Origin of the sequence: Pseudomonas sp. NPDC089534 (genome assembly GCF_044749305.1) — a bacterium.
In the GTDB taxonomy this organism is placed as follows: Bacteria; Pseudomonadota; Gammaproteobacteria; order Pseudomonadales; family Pseudomonadaceae; genus Aquipseudomonas; species Aquipseudomonas ekonensis.
In genome coordinates, this window is the sequence record NZ_JBIVHR010000043.1 from 17599 (window position 1) to 32861 (window position 15263).

The following is a 15263-nucleotide window of genomic DNA, read 5'->3' on the forward strand; positions in this document are numbered from 1 at the left end:
AGGACATTCCATGATGGAGACCCGTGATTGCGCGTGCGGGCAGGCAAGGGTACGCGATGACGCGGCACGCTGGTTCGTGCGCCTGCAGGAGCCGGCCGTCGGCGTGGACGAGCGGCAGCGCTTCGACGCCTGGCTGAACGAACATGCCCCGCACCGTGACGAGTTCCTGTTGCTGCAAGGCGTATGGACTGCCGCCGACCTGCTGCCGGCGCCGCGCCTGAAGGCCTTGTGCGACGAGCCGCCGGCCCGCCGCGGGCGCCGGCCGGTGCTGCGTTATGCGGTGGCCGCCGGCGTGCTGGCGGTGGCGGTCGGGCTGGGGTTGTTCAGCGGGCTGAACCACCCGGCGGGCTACAGCGCCGAATTCGCGACGAAGACTGGCGAACGGCGGCACGTGGCCCTGCCGGACGGTTCGGTCGTCGACCTCGACAGCCGCAGCGCCCTGAAGGTCCGGTTCGAGAAGGATCGCCGCGTCGTCGAACTCACCGAAGGCGAAGCGATGTTCAGCGTCGAGCACGACACCTCGCGTCCGTTCGTGGTCGAGGCCGGCAGCGGCAAGGTCACGGTCACCGGCACCCGCTTCGACGTGCGCCGCGACCCGGCGCAGACCCGGGTCGCGGTGGAGCAGGGCACGGTCAGGGTGCAGGGCCGCAATGCGCCGGACAACGCCTTCGTCAGCCTGACCGCCGGCCTGGGCACCCATGTCGACGCCCAGGGCACCGTCGCGCCGGCCTACGCGGTCAATCCGGCCGAACTGACCGCCTGGCGCAGCGGCAAGCTGGTGTTCAACAACGCCAACCTGAGCGACGTGGCGGCGCAGGTGTCCCGTTACCGCGACAAGCCCTTGAAGGTGTCCGGCCCCGCCGTGGCCAACCTGCGCCTGACCAGCGTGTTCCGCACCGACAACACCGACGCCTTGCTCAAGGCCTTGCCGAACATCCTGCCGGTGGCCGTTCGCACGCTGGCCGACGGCAGCCAGGAAATAATTTCAAAATAAAATTCAGGTTTTTTTCGAGTTCATCGTCTTCCTGTTCAACTGCAACTGGTTTGCATTAACAGACGCATACACTTGCGATCCACAGGACTACGTTCGACGTGAAAAACACCACCGCCAACAACAAGAAATCCCCTTGGCTGCCGCTGGCGCTCGCGCTGGCGGTCAACGCTGCCGTGCCGCTGGCGTTCGCCGCCGACGCCATTCACATCCGCGCGCAGCCGCTGGGCCAGGCCCTGAGCGAATTGGGCCAGCAAACCGCGCTGCAAGTGTTTTTCAGTCCTGACCTGGTCGCCGGCAAACAGGCCCCGGCCGTGGACGGCAACCTCTCGCCGGAGCAGGCCCTGCGCCAATTGCTGCAGGGCAGCGGCCTGGACTATCAGATCAACGAAGGCTCGGTGACCCTGTCCCCGGCGCCGACGTCCGCCGCCAACGGCCCGCTGGAGCTGGGCGTGACCGACATCAAGGTGGTCGGCGACTGGCTCGGCGACGCCGACGCCGCCGTGGTGCAGAACCACCCCGGCGCCCGTACCGTGATCCGCCGCGAAGCGATGGTGGAGCAGGGCGCCATGAACGTCGGCGACGTGCTGCGCCGGGTGCCGGGCGTGCAGGTGCAGGAGGCCAACGGCACCGGCGGCAGCGACATCTCGCTGAACGTCGGCGTGCGCGGCCTGACCTCGCGCCTGTCGCCGCGCTCCACCGTGCTGATCGACGGCGTGCCGGCGGCCTTCGCTCCCTACGGCCAGCCGCAGCTGTCGATGGCGCCGATCTCGTCCGGCAACCTCGACAGCATCGACGTGGTGCGCGGCGCCGGTTCCGTGCGCTACGGGCCGCAGAACGTCGGCGGCGTGATCAACTTCGTCACCCGCGCCATCCCCGAGAAAGCCACCGGCGAAATCGGCACGACGCTGGAAACCTCCCAGCACGGCGGCTGGAAACACATCGACACCGCCTTCCTGGGCGGCACCGCCGACAACGGCATCGGCATGGCGCTGCTGTACTCCGGCGTCAACGGCAACGGTTACCGCGAGCGCAACAACGGCAACGACATCGACGACGTCATTCTCAAGACCCATTGGGCGCCGACCGAGCAGGACGATTTCAGCCTCAACTTCCACTACTACGACGCCAGCGCCGACATGCCCGGCGGCCTGACCCAGAAGCAGTACGACGACAAGCCGTTCCAGTCCGACCGCGACTACGACGGCTTCAGCGGCCGGCGCAAGGACGTGTCGTTCAAGTGGATCCGCCAGATCGACGAGCGCACCCAGGCCGAAGTGCTGACCTACTATTCCGACAGCTTCCGCGGCAGCACCATCGCCGCCCGCGACCAGAAGACCCTCAGCTCGTTCCCGCGCTCCTACTACACGCTGGGCATCGAGCCGCGCGTGTCGCGGGTGTTCGACGTGGGCCCCACCACCCAGGAAGTCAGCGTCGGTTACCGTTACCTGAAAGAGGCCATGCACGAGCAGTCGAGCCGCCTGGCCCTGGTCAACAACGAGCCGGTGGTGACCAAGACCTCCGACGGCCACGTGTTCCAGGACCGCACCGGCGGCACCGAGGCCAATTCGGTGTACGTCGACAACAAGATCGACGTCGGCAACTGGACCGTGACGCCGGGCATCCGCTTCGAGCACATCAGCACCGACTGGCATGACCGCGCGGTGCTGGACACCGCCGGCAAGCGCGTGCCGGAGAAGAACCGCAGCATCGAAAGCAACGAACCGCTGCCGGCCCTGAGCGTGATGTACCACCTGTCCGATGCGTGGAAGCTGTTCGCCAACTACGAGACTTCGTTCGGCAGCCTGCAGTACTTCCAGCTTGGCCAGGGCGGCTCGGGCGACCAGACCGCCAACGGCCTGAACCCGGAAAAGGCCAAGACCTACGAGATCGGCACCCGCTACAACGATGACGTGTGGGGCGGCGAAGTGACGCTGTTCTACATCGACTTCGACGACGAGCTGCAATACATCAGCAACGACGTGGGCTGGACCAACCTCGGCGCGACCAAGCACCAGGGCGTCGAGGCGTCCGTGCATTACGACATGGCCGCGCTGGATCCGCGCCTCGACGGCCTGACCGCCAACGCCGGCTTCACCTACACCCGGGCGACCTACGAAGGGGAGATCCCGGGCTTCAAGGGCCGTGACCTGCCGTTCTACTCGCGCCAGGTGGCCACCGTCGGCCTGCGCTACGACATCAACCGCTGGACCTACAACCTGGACGGTTTCGCCCAGTCCAAGCAGCGCTCACCGGGCACCGGGGTCAACGCCGACGGCAGCTTCAGCGGCAACTACATCACCGAAGGCACGGCGGACGGGCAGTACGGCGACATTCCGGGCTACGTGACGTGGAACGTGCGCGGCGGCTACGACTTCGGCGCGCAACTGTCGAACCTCAAGCTGGGCGCCGGAGTGAAGAACATCTTCGACAAGCAGTACTTCACCCGCTCCAGCGACAACAACTCGGGGATCTACGTGGGCACGCCGCGTACGTTCTTCGTGCAGGCCAGCGTCGGCTTCTGACCTGACCTGACCTGTGGCGAGGGAGCTTGCTCCCGCTGGGTTGCGAAGCAGCCCCAACAATGGGACTGCCCTGCAGTCCAGCGGGAGCAAGCTCCCTCGCCACAATGTTTTCCAGCGCCCGGCTTGTGGCTTGAGGCTTCCGGCTGGCCGCTTCAGACCTTCAGCACTTTCCCGCCGATCGCCACCGCCACCAGCAGCACCGCCATCAGACCGAAGGCGAAGCTCAGGCTGCTGCCGTGGGCGACGAACCCGATCACCGCCGGCCCCGCCAGAATCCCCGCATAACCCAGGGTGGTGATGGCCGGGACTGCGATGCTTTCCGGCATCACCGTCTGTTTGCCCACCGCCGTGTACAGCACCGGCACGATGTTCGAACAACCGGCCCCGACCAGCGCGTAACCGATCAGGGCCGCCTGCCAGGACGGCGCGAACGTGGCCAGGAACAGGCCGGCCGCCGCCGTCAGCCCGCCGAACAGGATCACCCGGGTGGCACCCAGGCGCCGCACGATGCGGTCGCCGGTCAGGCGGCCCGCCGTCATGGTCAGGGCAAACGCGGCGTAGCCCAGGCCCGCGTAGGCCTTGTCGATGCCGCGTTCCTCGGCCAGGAACACCGCGCTCCAGTCCAGCGCCGCGCCTTCGGTGAGGAACACGATGAAGCACATACCGCCGATGAACAGGACGATGCCGTGGGGCACCGCAAACGCCGGCCCCGAGCTTTCGCTTCCGTAGGGCAGCATGTGCGGCACGGCCTTGAACAGGGACGCGACCAGCAGCGCGACCACCACCAGCATCGCCGCCAGCGGCGACAGGCCGAAGCCCAGCAGGGCACTGACGCCCGCCGCGCCGACGATGCCGCCAAGGCTGAACAGACCGTGGAACCCGGACATCATGTTTTTCCCGCTGGCCCGCTCGACGATCACCGCTTGCAGGTTCACCGTCGAGTCCACCGTGCCCAGCCCGGCGCCGAACATGAACAGCGTGGCGATCAGCGCCGGAACCGACGACACCGTCGCCAGCAGCGGCAACGCCGCGCAGATCAGCAAGGTGCCGCCGGTGGCCACCTTGCGGCAGCCGAACCGGGTGGCCAGGATGCCCGCCAGCGGCATCGCCAGGATCGACCCCACCCCCAGGCACAGCAGCAACAGGCCCAGCGTGCCTTCGTCGAGCCCGGCCCGGGCCTTGGCGTAAGGCACCAACGGCGCCCACGCCGCGATGCCGAGGCCGGCGATGAAAAAGGCGATGCGGGTGGACATCTGTTGCAGGCGTCCGGGAATGAAAGCGGCTTGGGCGTTGAGGTCGGTCATGGGAATCCTTGGCAGAATCGTTACAGCAGGCGGACATCCTTGCACAGTGAGCCCCTGGGAGCGAGCCTGCCGGTATCGGCGGCGAGCCGGACGCAGTGTTTTCGGCGGGCAGTTCGCTATCGCGAGCAGGCTCGCTCCCACAAGGGGTACAGTGGTGCCTTTGGGCAATCCAGGGATCGACCGATGACGCCGCTATACGATGCACGGGGCAACCTTTACGCCGTCGTTTCACCCAAGGCGCTGCGGGAGGCCGGCGTGCCGTTGCCCGCCACGGCGCAGGATTGCGCGGCGTCGCGGCCGTCGTGGAGCCGCGCTGCGGTGGCGGCCTGCTGCGAGTGGCCTGACGGCGAGCGCCCGGCAGGGGCCAAGGCACACCGCAGCGACGGCCTGCTGATCGGCCCGTTCCAGTCCGCGCCGCCGTTCGATGTACTGATCGTCAACACCGACGGTTCGTTGGCCGAACGCAGCGGCAACGGCCTGACGATCTTTTCCCAGGCGCTGCTCGAACAGGGCCTGATGCCGGAAGAGGGCGCGCTGCTGCGGGTGCACCACGACAAACAGGACGCCGCCTCACCCGTGGCCACCTCGGTGAAACCGGCGCAGGTCGACGGCGTGCAAGGCTTCTGGCTGGACCTCGGCCGGCCAGGCTTCGGCCCGGCGGCGGTGGGGGCGCATGGCGTCGAACCGGTGCTGTTCGAGGACCGCGAACTCAGCCGGATCGAACCGCTGGCGCGGCTCGATCCGGCCTGGGGCCGCAGTCAGTTCGTGCGCATCGGCAATCCCCATGGCGTCACGCTGGTGGCCGAAGGGGCGCACCTTCCGGAATACGAACAGCTGCGCGATGCGCCGCTGAGCGAGCCCTTGACCCGGATCGCCTACGCCATGCCCGAAGGCGCCGGCGAGCCTTGTCCGGCCGGGGTCAACCTGCAATGGGCGTTGCGTGGCGGCGAGCAGCGCGTCATCGCGCGGGTGTTCGAGCGCGGCGAAGGCCCCACGGCGTCCTCCGGCACCAGCGCCAGCGCGGTGGCGTGCGCGGCCTGGCGGGTCGGTTGGGTCAAGGCGGGGCAGGTGCAGGTGGTGATGCCCGGCGGCACGGCGCCGCTGCTGCTGGAGGAGGCCGAAGGGGAACTGGCGCGCGTCAGCCTGTTCGGCACCGCGCACCTGCTGGGCTGAACCCTCACACCCAACCCTGTAGGAGCGAGCCTGCTCGCGAAGGCGGCCCGCCATTCAGCATCGAAGTGACTGAACGGGCGCTATCGCGAGCAGGCCCGCTCCTGCACAGGCTCAGCGACCGGCTTCGCTGAATTCCACCACCGGCATCTGCCGCTTCATCAAGACCTTGCCCCCGCGGATCGAATACAGCGGCAGGCCTTGGCTGCGGATCACCTCATAGTCGCTGTCCGCCGACAGGATCAGCAGGTTCGCCGGCCGCCCCGGCTCCAGCCCGTAGCGCTCGCCCAGGTGCAAGGCTTTGGCGCTGTTGTCGGTCACCAGGTCCAGGGCGTTCTGCAGGTTGCGGTAGCCGAGCATGTGGCAGATGTGCAGCCCGGCCTCCAGCACCCGCAGGATATTGCCGTTGCCCAGCGGATACCACGGATCGACGACCGAGTCCTGGCCGAAGCAGACGTTCATGCCCGCATCCAGCAGTTCGTTGACCCGGGTCACGCCCCGGCGTTTGGGGAAGGTGTCGAAACGCCCCTGCAAATGGATGCTCTCGGTGGGGCAGGAGACGAAACTGATGCCCGAGTGCCCGAGCAGGCGGAACAGCTTGGCGCAGTAGGCGTTGTCGTAGGAACCCATGGCCGTGGTGTGGCTGGCCGTGACCCGCGCGCCCATGTCGCGGCTGCGGGCCTCTTCGGCCAGCACTTCGAGAAAGCGCGAATGCGGGTCGTCGGTTTCGTCGCAGTGCACGTCCACCAGGCAGCCGGTGCGTTCGGCCAGATCCATCAGGAATTTCACCGAACTCACGCCCTGGTCGCGGGTGTACTCGAAATGCGGAATGCCGCCGACCACGTCCGCGCCCAGGCGGATCGCTTCTTCCATCAGGTCGCGGCCGTTGCGGAACGACTCGATGCCTTCCTGGGGGAACGCGGCGATCTGCAGGTCGACCAGGTGGCGGCTTTCCTCGCGCAGCTCCAGCATCGCCTTGAGCGCGGTGAGCTGCGGATCGGTGACATCGACGTGGGTGCGCACGTGCTGGATGCCGTGGGCAGCCAGGGCCTGGAGGGTTTTCGCGGCGCGGGCCTTGGTGTCTTCGAAGGTGATGGTGGCCTTGCGTTCGCCCCAGCATTCGATGCCCTCGAACAGCGTGCCGCTCATGTTCCAGCGCGGCTCGCCGGCGGTCAGGGTGGCATCGAGGTGAATGTGCGGCTCGACGAACGGCGGCACCACCAGGTTGCCGCCGGCGTCGAGGTCGTCGGGCCCCAGGGTGGGGGCTTCGGTCTGGCGTGCGACGCTGCGGATCAGGCCGTCTTCCAGGTGCAGTTCGTGCAGGCCTTCCTGGTTGCGCAAGCGGGCGTTGATGATGTGCATCGGCTCATCCTTTTCATGGATCGGGTGCGGTCACTGAGTCGTACCTTAGCGCAATAGCCGCACCCGCTGGGACATCAGAGGAAACGCAGCAGGGCGGCGACGATGGCTTCCGGTGCGTCCTCCTGGACCAGGTGCCCGGCGTTCGGGATGGCGTGGAACCGCGATCCGGGAATCATCCCGTGCAACGCCCGGCCGCGCTCGATGGGGATCCACTGATCGTCCTCGCCCCAGAGAATCTGCACCGGGCAACGGATCGTCGGGTACAGGTCCTGCGCTTCGCGGGTGTAGCGCTCGTCCATCTGCGCGATCTGACGGTAGAACGCCGCCTGGCCCGGATCGCCGAGCCAGGGCTGCACGTAGGGGGCAAGTTCGCTCTCGGGCATGTCGCGGTGGACGGCGCCGCGGATGTAGGCCGGGACGACGGCCCGCTGGATGTAGTCGGGCAGGCCGCTGAACGCGGCCTCATGCTGGCGCACGTGCCGCACGAACGGCGAGCCCCAGGGCGACAGCGCGACCGGGTCGATCAGCGTCAGGCTGCGGTAGTCCTTGCCGTTGAGCAGGTGGGTGCGCAGGGCGGTGGCGCCGCCGAAGTCGTGGGCCACCACGTCCGGACGCTGCAGGTTCCAGTGATCCAGCAGCTGCGCCAGCAGTTCGTTCTGCACCCCGAGGGACACGTCGGCGTCAGGCTGCTCGGATTGCCCGTAGCCCAGCAGGTCGAAGCAATGCACCCGGTGAGTCTTGTGGAAGTGCGGGGCGATGCGGTGCCACACATAGGACGAAAACGGGGTGCCGTGCACGAACACCAGCGGCGGCCCGTCACCGCGGACCGCATGGCGAACGCTTCGCCCGTTGAAGTCGAAGACCTGATCCAGCAGCCAGTCCGTCATGGGCCTGTCCTCTTGGCGGGTTGAGCCAAAGAGCATAGGCACAAAAAAACCACCGTTCCCGGTGGTTTTTTGTAGGCCGCTGACGTCACTCGCCGCGGTAGATGCAGCCGCTGGTGCAGGTCTCGTGGATGCGGATCGCGCTGAGCTCCGGCAGCAGGGGCTTGAGCTCGTTCCAGATGAACTTGGCCAGCACTTCGCTGGTCGGGTTCTCAAGGCCGGGGATGTCGTTCAGGTAGTTGTGGTCCAGGCGCTCGTACAGCGGCTTGAAGATCGCCTTGATCTCGGAGAAGTCACGGATCCAGCCGGTGTGCGGATCGATGTCGCCGCTCAGGTGGATGGCCACCTTGAACGAATGGCCATGCAGGCGTCCGCACTTGTGGCCGTCCGGTACGTGGGGCAGGCGGTGGGCGGATTCGAACGTAAATTCCTTGAAGATTTCCACGGTGATGTCGGCTCTGTTCAGATGGCGTCGCGTCAGCGATTCGGGCAGTCGGCGAGTTTACCAGCTTGTCTGCGACCGTGCGGCAAAACACTGACTAAAGGGTCAGCAAGCGCTCGGCGAGACGACCGTTGGCGGCCAGTTCGAGAAACTCGTCGCCCAGCCGCCGGCTTTCGTCCATCGCCGCGCGCCAGTATTTCTGCCGGCCGGGCGCATCGCCCATGAAGCGCTTGAAGTCGTTGCGGTCCGGCAGCTTGCCGTAGGGCAGGCGCGCCAGGTATTCCTTCGACGGGGCGAGCAGCAGCACATCCTGCAGGCGCTGGGTCGACGCCCGGCGCCAAGGCAGGGTCTTGTCGAACCAGCCGGGGATGACTCGGTCGGTGAAGTGCGGATACAGCACGATGCCGTCGCCGCTGTAGGGCAGGTCGAGGTGGTAGTCCAGCAGGCCGCCGTCGCGGAACGTGCCGGCGCCGGCCCCCGGCAGGTCGCGCACGCCCTCCATCACCATCGGGATCGAGCCCGAGGCCAGCAAGGCCTGGCGCAGGTTGCCGGCGTCGAGGGCGATGAAACGCGACGGGAAGTCGTTCAGCGCCTCGACCGGCGGCGCCAGGCGCGGGTCGTGGATGATCAGCCGTTCGAAGTGCCGCGCCAGCCGCGCCCGGCCGCGCAGGTTGTCGGCGATCACCGAGCCCAGCGCCAGGCCCAGCCGGCCGCGGTGGTCGTCCGCCAGCCGGCCGTGGCTTTTGACCACCATGATGTTGAGGCGGTAGTGGGGGTTGTCGAGCAGGCGCGCGTCACGGCCGTCGAGCAGGTCGTCGAGCATGCGCCGGGAGCTGCGGCTGACCTCGGTGACGGTCACGCCCTTGTTGAAGTTTTGCTCGGTGTACAGGTGGCCGAGGCGGCGGATGCCTTCGGCGGCGTCCGGCAGGCAGGCGCTGGCGAAGCGCCAGGAACCCACCGACGCACCGATCAGCGAACGCTCCCGCGGCGCCGCCGGCAGCCATTCGCCGAACAGCGCCAGATCCAGCCCCTGAATCCCCAGCGCCTTCGGCCCGCCGGCGGCGCCGGGCAGGGTGCCGACATCGGCGGCGCTCAGGCCCCGGGCGCGGATGCGCGCCATGGCCCGGGGGCCGGCCTTGAGGGTGAGGGCGGGGAACTTGATGTGGATGGCGGTCATGTCGGCCTCGGTCGATGGCGAGCGGGGGATTATAGCCATCACGGTTCAATGTGGGAGCCACTGTCTGGCGGTGCCTGGGCTGATGTCATCGCCAGCAGGCTGGCTCCCACAAGGTTTTGCGGTGTGCAGGTATTTGTGGCCACCCGGGATTTTCTGTGGGAGCCAGCCTGCTGGCGATGGCGGTGGTTGAACCATCACAGGAGAGGGTGTCGGGCAGGGCAATGATGGCCATTCAGTTTCAATTAAGTTCACCCCGCTAAGGTGACGCCCCGCAGCACATAAAAATACGGAGACACCCCATGAAAACCCTGACTGCCCTGTCCATCGCCTCGATCATCGGCCTGACCGCGAGCCTCGCCCACGCCCGCGACCTGGGCCCCGATGAGGCCCTGCGCCTGCGCGACGCTGGTACTATCCAGTCTTTCGAGAAGCTCAATGCCGCAGCGCTGGCCAAACACCCAGGTTCGACGGTCACCGACACCGAGCTGGAAGAGAAGTACGGCAAGTACCTCTACCAGATCGAACTGCGCGATCCGCAGGGCCAGGCGTGGGACATGGAACTGGACGCGGTCAGCGGGCAAGTGCTCAAGGACCATCAGGACACGTAATGAAGCCGTATTTTCTGTATCCGCGCGTCGGGAGCCGTCTGGCCCTGGCGCTGTTGGCGTTCTGCTCGCTGGCGGCGGCCCGCGACCTGGGTCCCGACGAGGCCCTGCGCCTGCGCCAGCAGGGCGTGATCCTGCCGCTGGAGCAGGTGCTGCAACAGGCGCTGGACCGGTATCCCGGCGCCAAACTGCTGGAAGTCGAGCTGGAAGAGAAGCACGACGTCTATGTTTATGAAGTCGAGCTGCTGACGGTCGAAGGGGTGGCCCGCGAGCTGCACCTCAAGGCCGATACCGGGCAGCTGATCAAAGACAAGGAAGATTGACCGATGCGTCTGCTATTGGTGGAAGACCACGTTCCGTTGGCCGATGAACTGCTCGCCGGCCTGCAGCGCCAGGGCTATGCGGTCGATTGGCTGGCGGACGGGCGCGATGCGGTCTATCAGGGCGGCAGCGAGCCCTACGACCTGATCGTCCTCGACCTCGGCCTGCCCGGCGTGCCGGGGCTGGAGGTGCTGGCGCAGTGGCGGGCCGGCGGGCTGGCCGTGCCGGTGCTGATCCTCACCGCCCGGGATTCCTGGGCCGAGCGCATCGAGGGCCTGAAGGCCGGGGCCGACGATTACCTGACCAAACCGTTCCACCCGGAAGAACTGTTCCTGCGCATCCAGTCGCTGCTGCGCCGTTCCAAGGGCCAGGCCAACCAGCCGACCCTCAAGGCCGCCGGCCTTCACCTGGACGAAGGTCGACAATGCGTCACCCGCGACGGCGCCGACATCCAGCTGACCGCCGCCGAATTCCGCCTGCTGCGCTATTTCATGCTCCATCCGCAGCAGATCCTGTCCAAGAGCCACCTTGCCGAACACCTCTACGACGGCGAGACCGAGCGCGACTCCAACGTGCTGGAAGTCCACGTCAACCACTTGCGGCGCAAGCTCGGCAAGAGCGTGATCGAAACCCGCCGCGGCCAGGGTTACCTGTTCGGCGGGCAGGCTTCGTGAGGTCGATCCAGCGGCGCCTGAGCCTGGGCCTGATCAGCGTGATGGTGATCGTCGGCCTGGTGCTGGCGCAGGTCAGCCTGTGGCTGTTCGAAGTGGGCCTGCAGCGTTACCTCGAAGCCGGCCTGCGCAACGACAGCGAAAGCCTGCTGGTGGCGCTGGTGCGCGGCCCGCAGGGCTTGCAGCTGGATGAGCGGCACCTGTCGCCGGCCTATCAGCGGCCGTTTTCCGGGCATTACTTCCGCATCGACTTCGCCGACAGCCACTGGCGCTCGCGCTCGCTGTGGGACCAGGACCTGCCGCTGCTGGATCACCCCGGCCTGCACAGCAACCTGCAATTGGGCCCAGGCGGCCAGCAGTTGCTGGTGCTGCGCTCGGATTACCGGCGTCTGGGCCAGTCGATTTCCATCAGCGTCGCCCAGGACTACACCCCGGTGCGCGAGAGCTTCCGGCGCATGCGTCAGGTCGGACTCGGGCTCGGGCTGGCCGGGCTGCTGCTGATCCTGTTGCTGCAACGGCTCACCGTGCGCCGGGCCCTGCGCCCGCTGGAAACGGCACGGGAACAGATCGCCCAGTTGCAGCAGGGCCAGCGCTCGCAGCTCGACGAGCAGGTGCCGACCGAGCTGGAACCGCTGGTGGCGCAGATCAACCATTTGCTGGCCCACACCGAAGACAGCCTCAAGCGTTCGCGCAACGCCCTGGGCAACCTTGGCCATGCGCTGAAGACGCCGCTGGCGGTGCTGCTGAGCCTGGCGTCGAGCGAACGGCTCGACGGGGATCCGCAGTTGCGCAAGATGCTCACCGAGCAACTGGAACAGGTGCAGCAGCGGCTCAACCGCGAGCTGAACCGCGCGCGGCTTTCCGGCGATGCGCTGCCGGGGGCGCTGTTCGATTGCAATGCGGAACTGCCGGGCCTGCTGGCGACGCTGAACATGATCCACGGCGAACACCTGGCGTTGAGCTTCACGGCGCCTGCGGGCCTGCAACTGCCGTGGGACCGGGAAGATTTGCTGGAACTGCTCGGCAACCTGCTGGACAACGCCTGCAAATGGGCCGACGCCGAGGTGCGCCTGAGTGTGGTCGAGGCGGCGGGTGGTTTTGTGCTGAACGTCGAGGACGACGGCCCGGGGATCCCCGAGGCCCAGCGCGATCAGGTGTTCAGCCGCGGCACCCGGCTGGATGAACAGACCGATGGCCATGGCCTGGGGCTGGGGATCGTGCGGGACATCGTCGAGGCCTGGGGCGGGACGCTGGCGCTGCGCGAGAGCGAGTGGGGCGGGTTGAGCGTGGTGATCGAACTGCCCAGGCGCTGAAGGCTGGCGGTTGCCCTACCGGCGCCATCGCCAGCAGGCTGGCTCCCACAGTGTTTTGCGGTGTGCACAGGTTTTTGCGAACACCCGGGATCCCTGTGGGAGCCAGCCTGCTGGCGATGGCGGCGTCACATTCAGCCTTGAGGTGACTGACCGGACGCCATCGCGAGCAGGCTCGCTCCTACAGGTTTTCCAATGGTAGGTCAGACGCGGAACTGATCCATCAGGCCCTGCTGCTGGTTCGCCAGGCTGTTGAGCGACTGGCTCACCCGTGCCGATTCGTTGGCCTGGCCGGACAGCGATTCGGTCACGTCGCGGATGGTCGCCACGTTGTTGTTGATCTCCTCGGCCACGGCGCTTTGCTCTTCCGCCGCGCTGGCGATCTGCAGGTTCATGTCGCTGATCACCGTCACCGCGTCGCCGATCTGGCGCAGCGCCGTCACGGCCTGGCCGACCTGTTCCACGCTGCCCTGGGCCTGGCGGTGGCTGTTGCCCATCGAGCCGACCACGTCCTGGGTGCCGCTCTGCAACTGCTCGATCACCTGACGGGTCTCTTCCACCGATTCCTGGGTGCGGCGGGCGAGGTTGCGCACTTCATCGGCGACCACCGCGAAGCCACGTCCGGCCTCACCGGCGCGGGCCGCTTCGATGGCGGCGTTGAGCGCCAGCAGGTTGGTCTGCTCGGCGATGGCGCGGATGGTCTCCAGCACGGTGCCGATCTTCTCGCTGTTGGCGGCCAGGCCTTCGACCTGCGCCATCGCCGCGCTCATGTCGGCGGCCAGGGTGTCGATGCTGGCGGTGGTGCGGTCGATCACGGTCAGGCCCTGGCGGGTGGCGCGGTCGGCGTCCTTGGCCGCTTCGGCGGCTTGCGCTGCGCTGCGGGCGACGTCCTGGGCGGTGGCGCTCATCTCGTGGGATGCGGTGGCGACCTGATCCACCTGGCGGTACTGCTGCTCCATGCCGGCGCTGGTCTGGGTGGCGATGGCCGAGGACTGGTCGGCGGTGTTGCGCGCATCCTGCACCGAACGCTTCACCTGGGCGATGATCGGCTGCAGCTTGTCGAGGAAGCGGTTGAACCAGCCGGCCAACTGGCCCAGCTCATCGTTCTTGTCGTAGGCCAGGCGCCGGGTCAGGTCGCCTTCGCCGCTGGCGATGTCTTCGAGCATGCGCGCCACGCCGAGGATCGGCTTGGTCACGCTGCGCGCCATCAGCCACACCAGCAGCAGGCCGAGCAGGGCGGCGAGGGCGCCGAGGCTCAGTTCGATCAGCGTGCCGGAGGTATTGCTGGCGTCGAGTTGCTGTTTGAGGGCCTCGGCCCGGCTGACCAGTACCTTTTCCGGCACATCGAGCAGCACGCCCCACGACGGCCCGCCGGGGATCGGCTGGAACGGCGACAGCACCTTCAGTTGCTGATTGCTGTGCAGGCTGCTCACGGTCTTGCTGGAGGCGAGCAGGCCCAGCAGTTCGGCGCCGCTGGCCTTGTCCACGGCGTCGAGGCGCTGGCTGAGCTTGCCGGCGTCCGGGCTGTGGCCGGCGAGCAGGCCGGCGGGGCTGATGATGCTCACGGCGGTCTGGCCGTCGTACAGCTTCTTGCTGGCGTTCTGGCTGATGGCCTGCAGGCTGTTGAGGTTGATGTCCACCGACAGCGAGGCGATGACTTTGCCGTTGACCGTCAGCGGGAACACGATGCTGGTCATCAGCACCTTCTGGCCGTCGATCACATAGAAGTAGGGTTCGATCACGCAGGGCTTGAGCGTGGTGCGCGGGCAGGTGAACCAGGCGTTGGCGGCCTGGCCGCTGGGGCCGGTGCTGGTGTCGGCCATGTCGCTCTCAGGCAGCGCCATGGAGGTGACCTTGCCCGGCGTCGGCTGCGACCAGTACAGGGCGAAGCGGCCCTTGTCGTTGCTGCCCAGCTCCGCCTGGCCGGCGAACAGTTCGTCCTTGCCGTCCAGGGCGTTGGCCTCGAACACCAGCGACAGGCCGAGCAGCTCAGGGTTGGCCTGCAAGGCCGACTTGACCTGACGGGTCATGTCTTCGCGCAGGTCGAAGGCATCCAGGAAGCGCTTTTCGGCCTGTTCGCGCAGGAACAGCACCTGACGCGAAAAGCCGTGGCCGTACTGATAGGCGTCCATGAACTGCTGGCGAATGAACGCGGCCTGCACTTCGCCCTGGGATTCGATGCGGGCCTGGGCCGATTCGGTGAGCATTTCCATGCTCGACGCCTTCACCAGCTCGGAACTGTGCTCCATGCGGTACAGCGAAAGACCTACCAACAGGGTCACGATACCGGCCAGGCAGAGCCCGGCGAGCAGGGTGATTTTCCATTGGATGGAAAGTTGTCTGAGCGACATGGAGACGTCCTTATTCGATATTTATCTGAGACTTTGCACTGTAACGGCAGCGCGGCGGATTTCTTTATGGCACCAATGCAATAGGGCCGATTGCCGCATCCGGCGGCAGTGCCAAGTGTGTCCTGTGGCGAGGGAGCTTGCTCCCGCTCG

At 67.1% G+C, this 15263-nt stretch carries 13 protein-coding genes and 1 pseudogene; 7 read left to right on the top strand and 7 right to left on the bottom strand.

Translation table 11 applies throughout. The features are described from left to right. The first annotated feature begins 10 nt into the window (after positions 1-10). Positions 11-994 (top strand): FecR family protein, encoded by a 984-nt coding sequence (locus ACIP0B_RS15140; RefSeq protein WP_400833189.1) that lies wholly within the window; start codon positions 11-13, stop codon positions 992-994. Positions 995-1092: 98 nt separating this feature from the next. After that, positions 1093-3516 carry a TonB-dependent siderophore receptor gene (locus ACIP0B_RS15145; protein WP_400833191.1) on the top strand — a complete coding sequence of 808 codons (2424 nt, stop codon included), beginning with the start codon at positions 1093-1095 and terminating at the stop codon, positions 3514-3516. Between the two features lie 152 nt (positions 3517-3668). Here ACIP0B_RS15145 and ACIP0B_RS15150 read toward each other — a convergent pair whose 3' ends face one another. Continuing rightward, complete coding sequence (locus tag ACIP0B_RS15150; protein WP_400833194.1) at positions 3669-4820, bottom strand: MFS transporter; 1152 nt, start codon at positions 4818-4820, stop codon at positions 3669-3671. A 183-nt stretch (positions 4821-5003) separates the two neighbouring features. Between ACIP0B_RS15150 and ACIP0B_RS15155 the strand changes: the two genes are divergently transcribed. Beyond that, the gene (locus ACIP0B_RS15155; RefSeq protein WP_400833196.1) at positions 5004-5993 is read left to right on the top strand and encodes a diaminopimelate epimerase; all 990 of its coding nucleotides are present in this window, start codon (positions 5004-5006) and stop codon (positions 5991-5993) included. A gap of 111 nt (positions 5994-6104) precedes the next feature. On the opposite strand, the gene codA is transcribed toward ACIP0B_RS15155, so the two are convergent. From codA to ACIP0B_RS15175, 4 genes are all read right to left on the bottom strand, one after another. After that, entirely contained in the window at positions 6105-7352 is a 1248-nt protein-coding gene (gene codA / locus ACIP0B_RS15160; protein WP_400833199.1) for a cytosine deaminase, read from the bottom strand. A gap of 74 nt (positions 7353-7426) precedes the next feature. Then, positions 7427-8239, bottom strand: a complete 813-nt coding sequence (locus ACIP0B_RS15165) for an alpha/beta fold hydrolase (protein ID WP_400833201.1) — start codon at positions 8237-8239, stop codon at positions 7427-7429. An 85-nt stretch (positions 8240-8324) separates the two neighbouring features. Continuing rightward, the gene (gene queD, locus ACIP0B_RS15170) at positions 8325-8681 is read right to left on the bottom strand and encodes a 6-carboxytetrahydropterin synthase QueD (protein ID WP_085577504.1); all 357 of its coding nucleotides are present in this window, start codon (positions 8679-8681) and stop codon (positions 8325-8327) included. A gap of 94 nt (positions 8682-8775) precedes the next feature. Then, a complete protein-coding gene (locus ACIP0B_RS15175) occupies positions 8776-9855 on the bottom strand; it encodes a patatin-like phospholipase family protein (RefSeq protein WP_400833204.1) in 1080 nt (359 codons plus the stop codon). Between the two features lie 299 nt (positions 9856-10154). Here ACIP0B_RS15175 and ACIP0B_RS15180 point away from each other — a divergent pair, with 299 nt between their 5' ends. From ACIP0B_RS15180 to ACIP0B_RS15195, 4 genes are read left to right on the top strand one after another with little or no spacing between them, the layout of a single operon-like run. Then, positions 10155-10463 carry a PepSY domain-containing protein gene (locus ACIP0B_RS15180; RefSeq protein ID WP_085577502.1) on the top strand — a complete coding sequence of 103 codons (309 nt, stop codon included), beginning with the start codon at positions 10155-10157 and terminating at the stop codon, positions 10461-10463. Then, positions 10463-10783, top strand: coding sequence for a PepSY domain-containing protein (locus tag ACIP0B_RS15185; RefSeq protein WP_400833207.1), 321 nt, complete (start codon positions 10463-10465; stop codon positions 10781-10783). The genes ACIP0B_RS15180 and ACIP0B_RS15185 overlap by 1 nt, the downstream gene beginning before the upstream one ends. A 3-nt stretch (positions 10784-10786) precedes the next feature. After that, positions 10787-11455, top strand: coding sequence for a response regulator transcription factor (locus ACIP0B_RS15190; protein WP_085577500.1), 669 nt, complete (start codon positions 10787-10789; stop codon positions 11453-11455). Next, entirely contained in the window at positions 11452-12765 is a 1314-nt protein-coding gene (locus tag ACIP0B_RS15195) for a sensor histidine kinase (RefSeq protein WP_400833210.1), read from the top strand. Before ACIP0B_RS15190 ends, ACIP0B_RS15195 begins: the two co-directional genes overlap by 4 nt. Before the next feature lie 200 nt (positions 12766-12965). On the opposite strand, the gene ACIP0B_RS15200 is transcribed toward ACIP0B_RS15195, so the two are convergent. Together ACIP0B_RS15200 and ACIP0B_RS15205 are read right to left on the bottom strand one after the other, a co-directional pair. After that, positions 12966-13721, bottom strand: coding sequence for a methyl-accepting chemotaxis protein (locus tag ACIP0B_RS15200; RefSeq protein WP_400833238.1), 756 nt, complete (start codon positions 13719-13721; stop codon positions 12966-12968). A 102-nt stretch (positions 13722-13823) separates the two neighbouring features. Then, positions 13824-15113: pseudogene (locus ACIP0B_RS15205) on the bottom strand (HAMP domain-containing protein); the annotation flags it as partial. Positions 15114-15263: the final 150 nt, after the last annotated feature.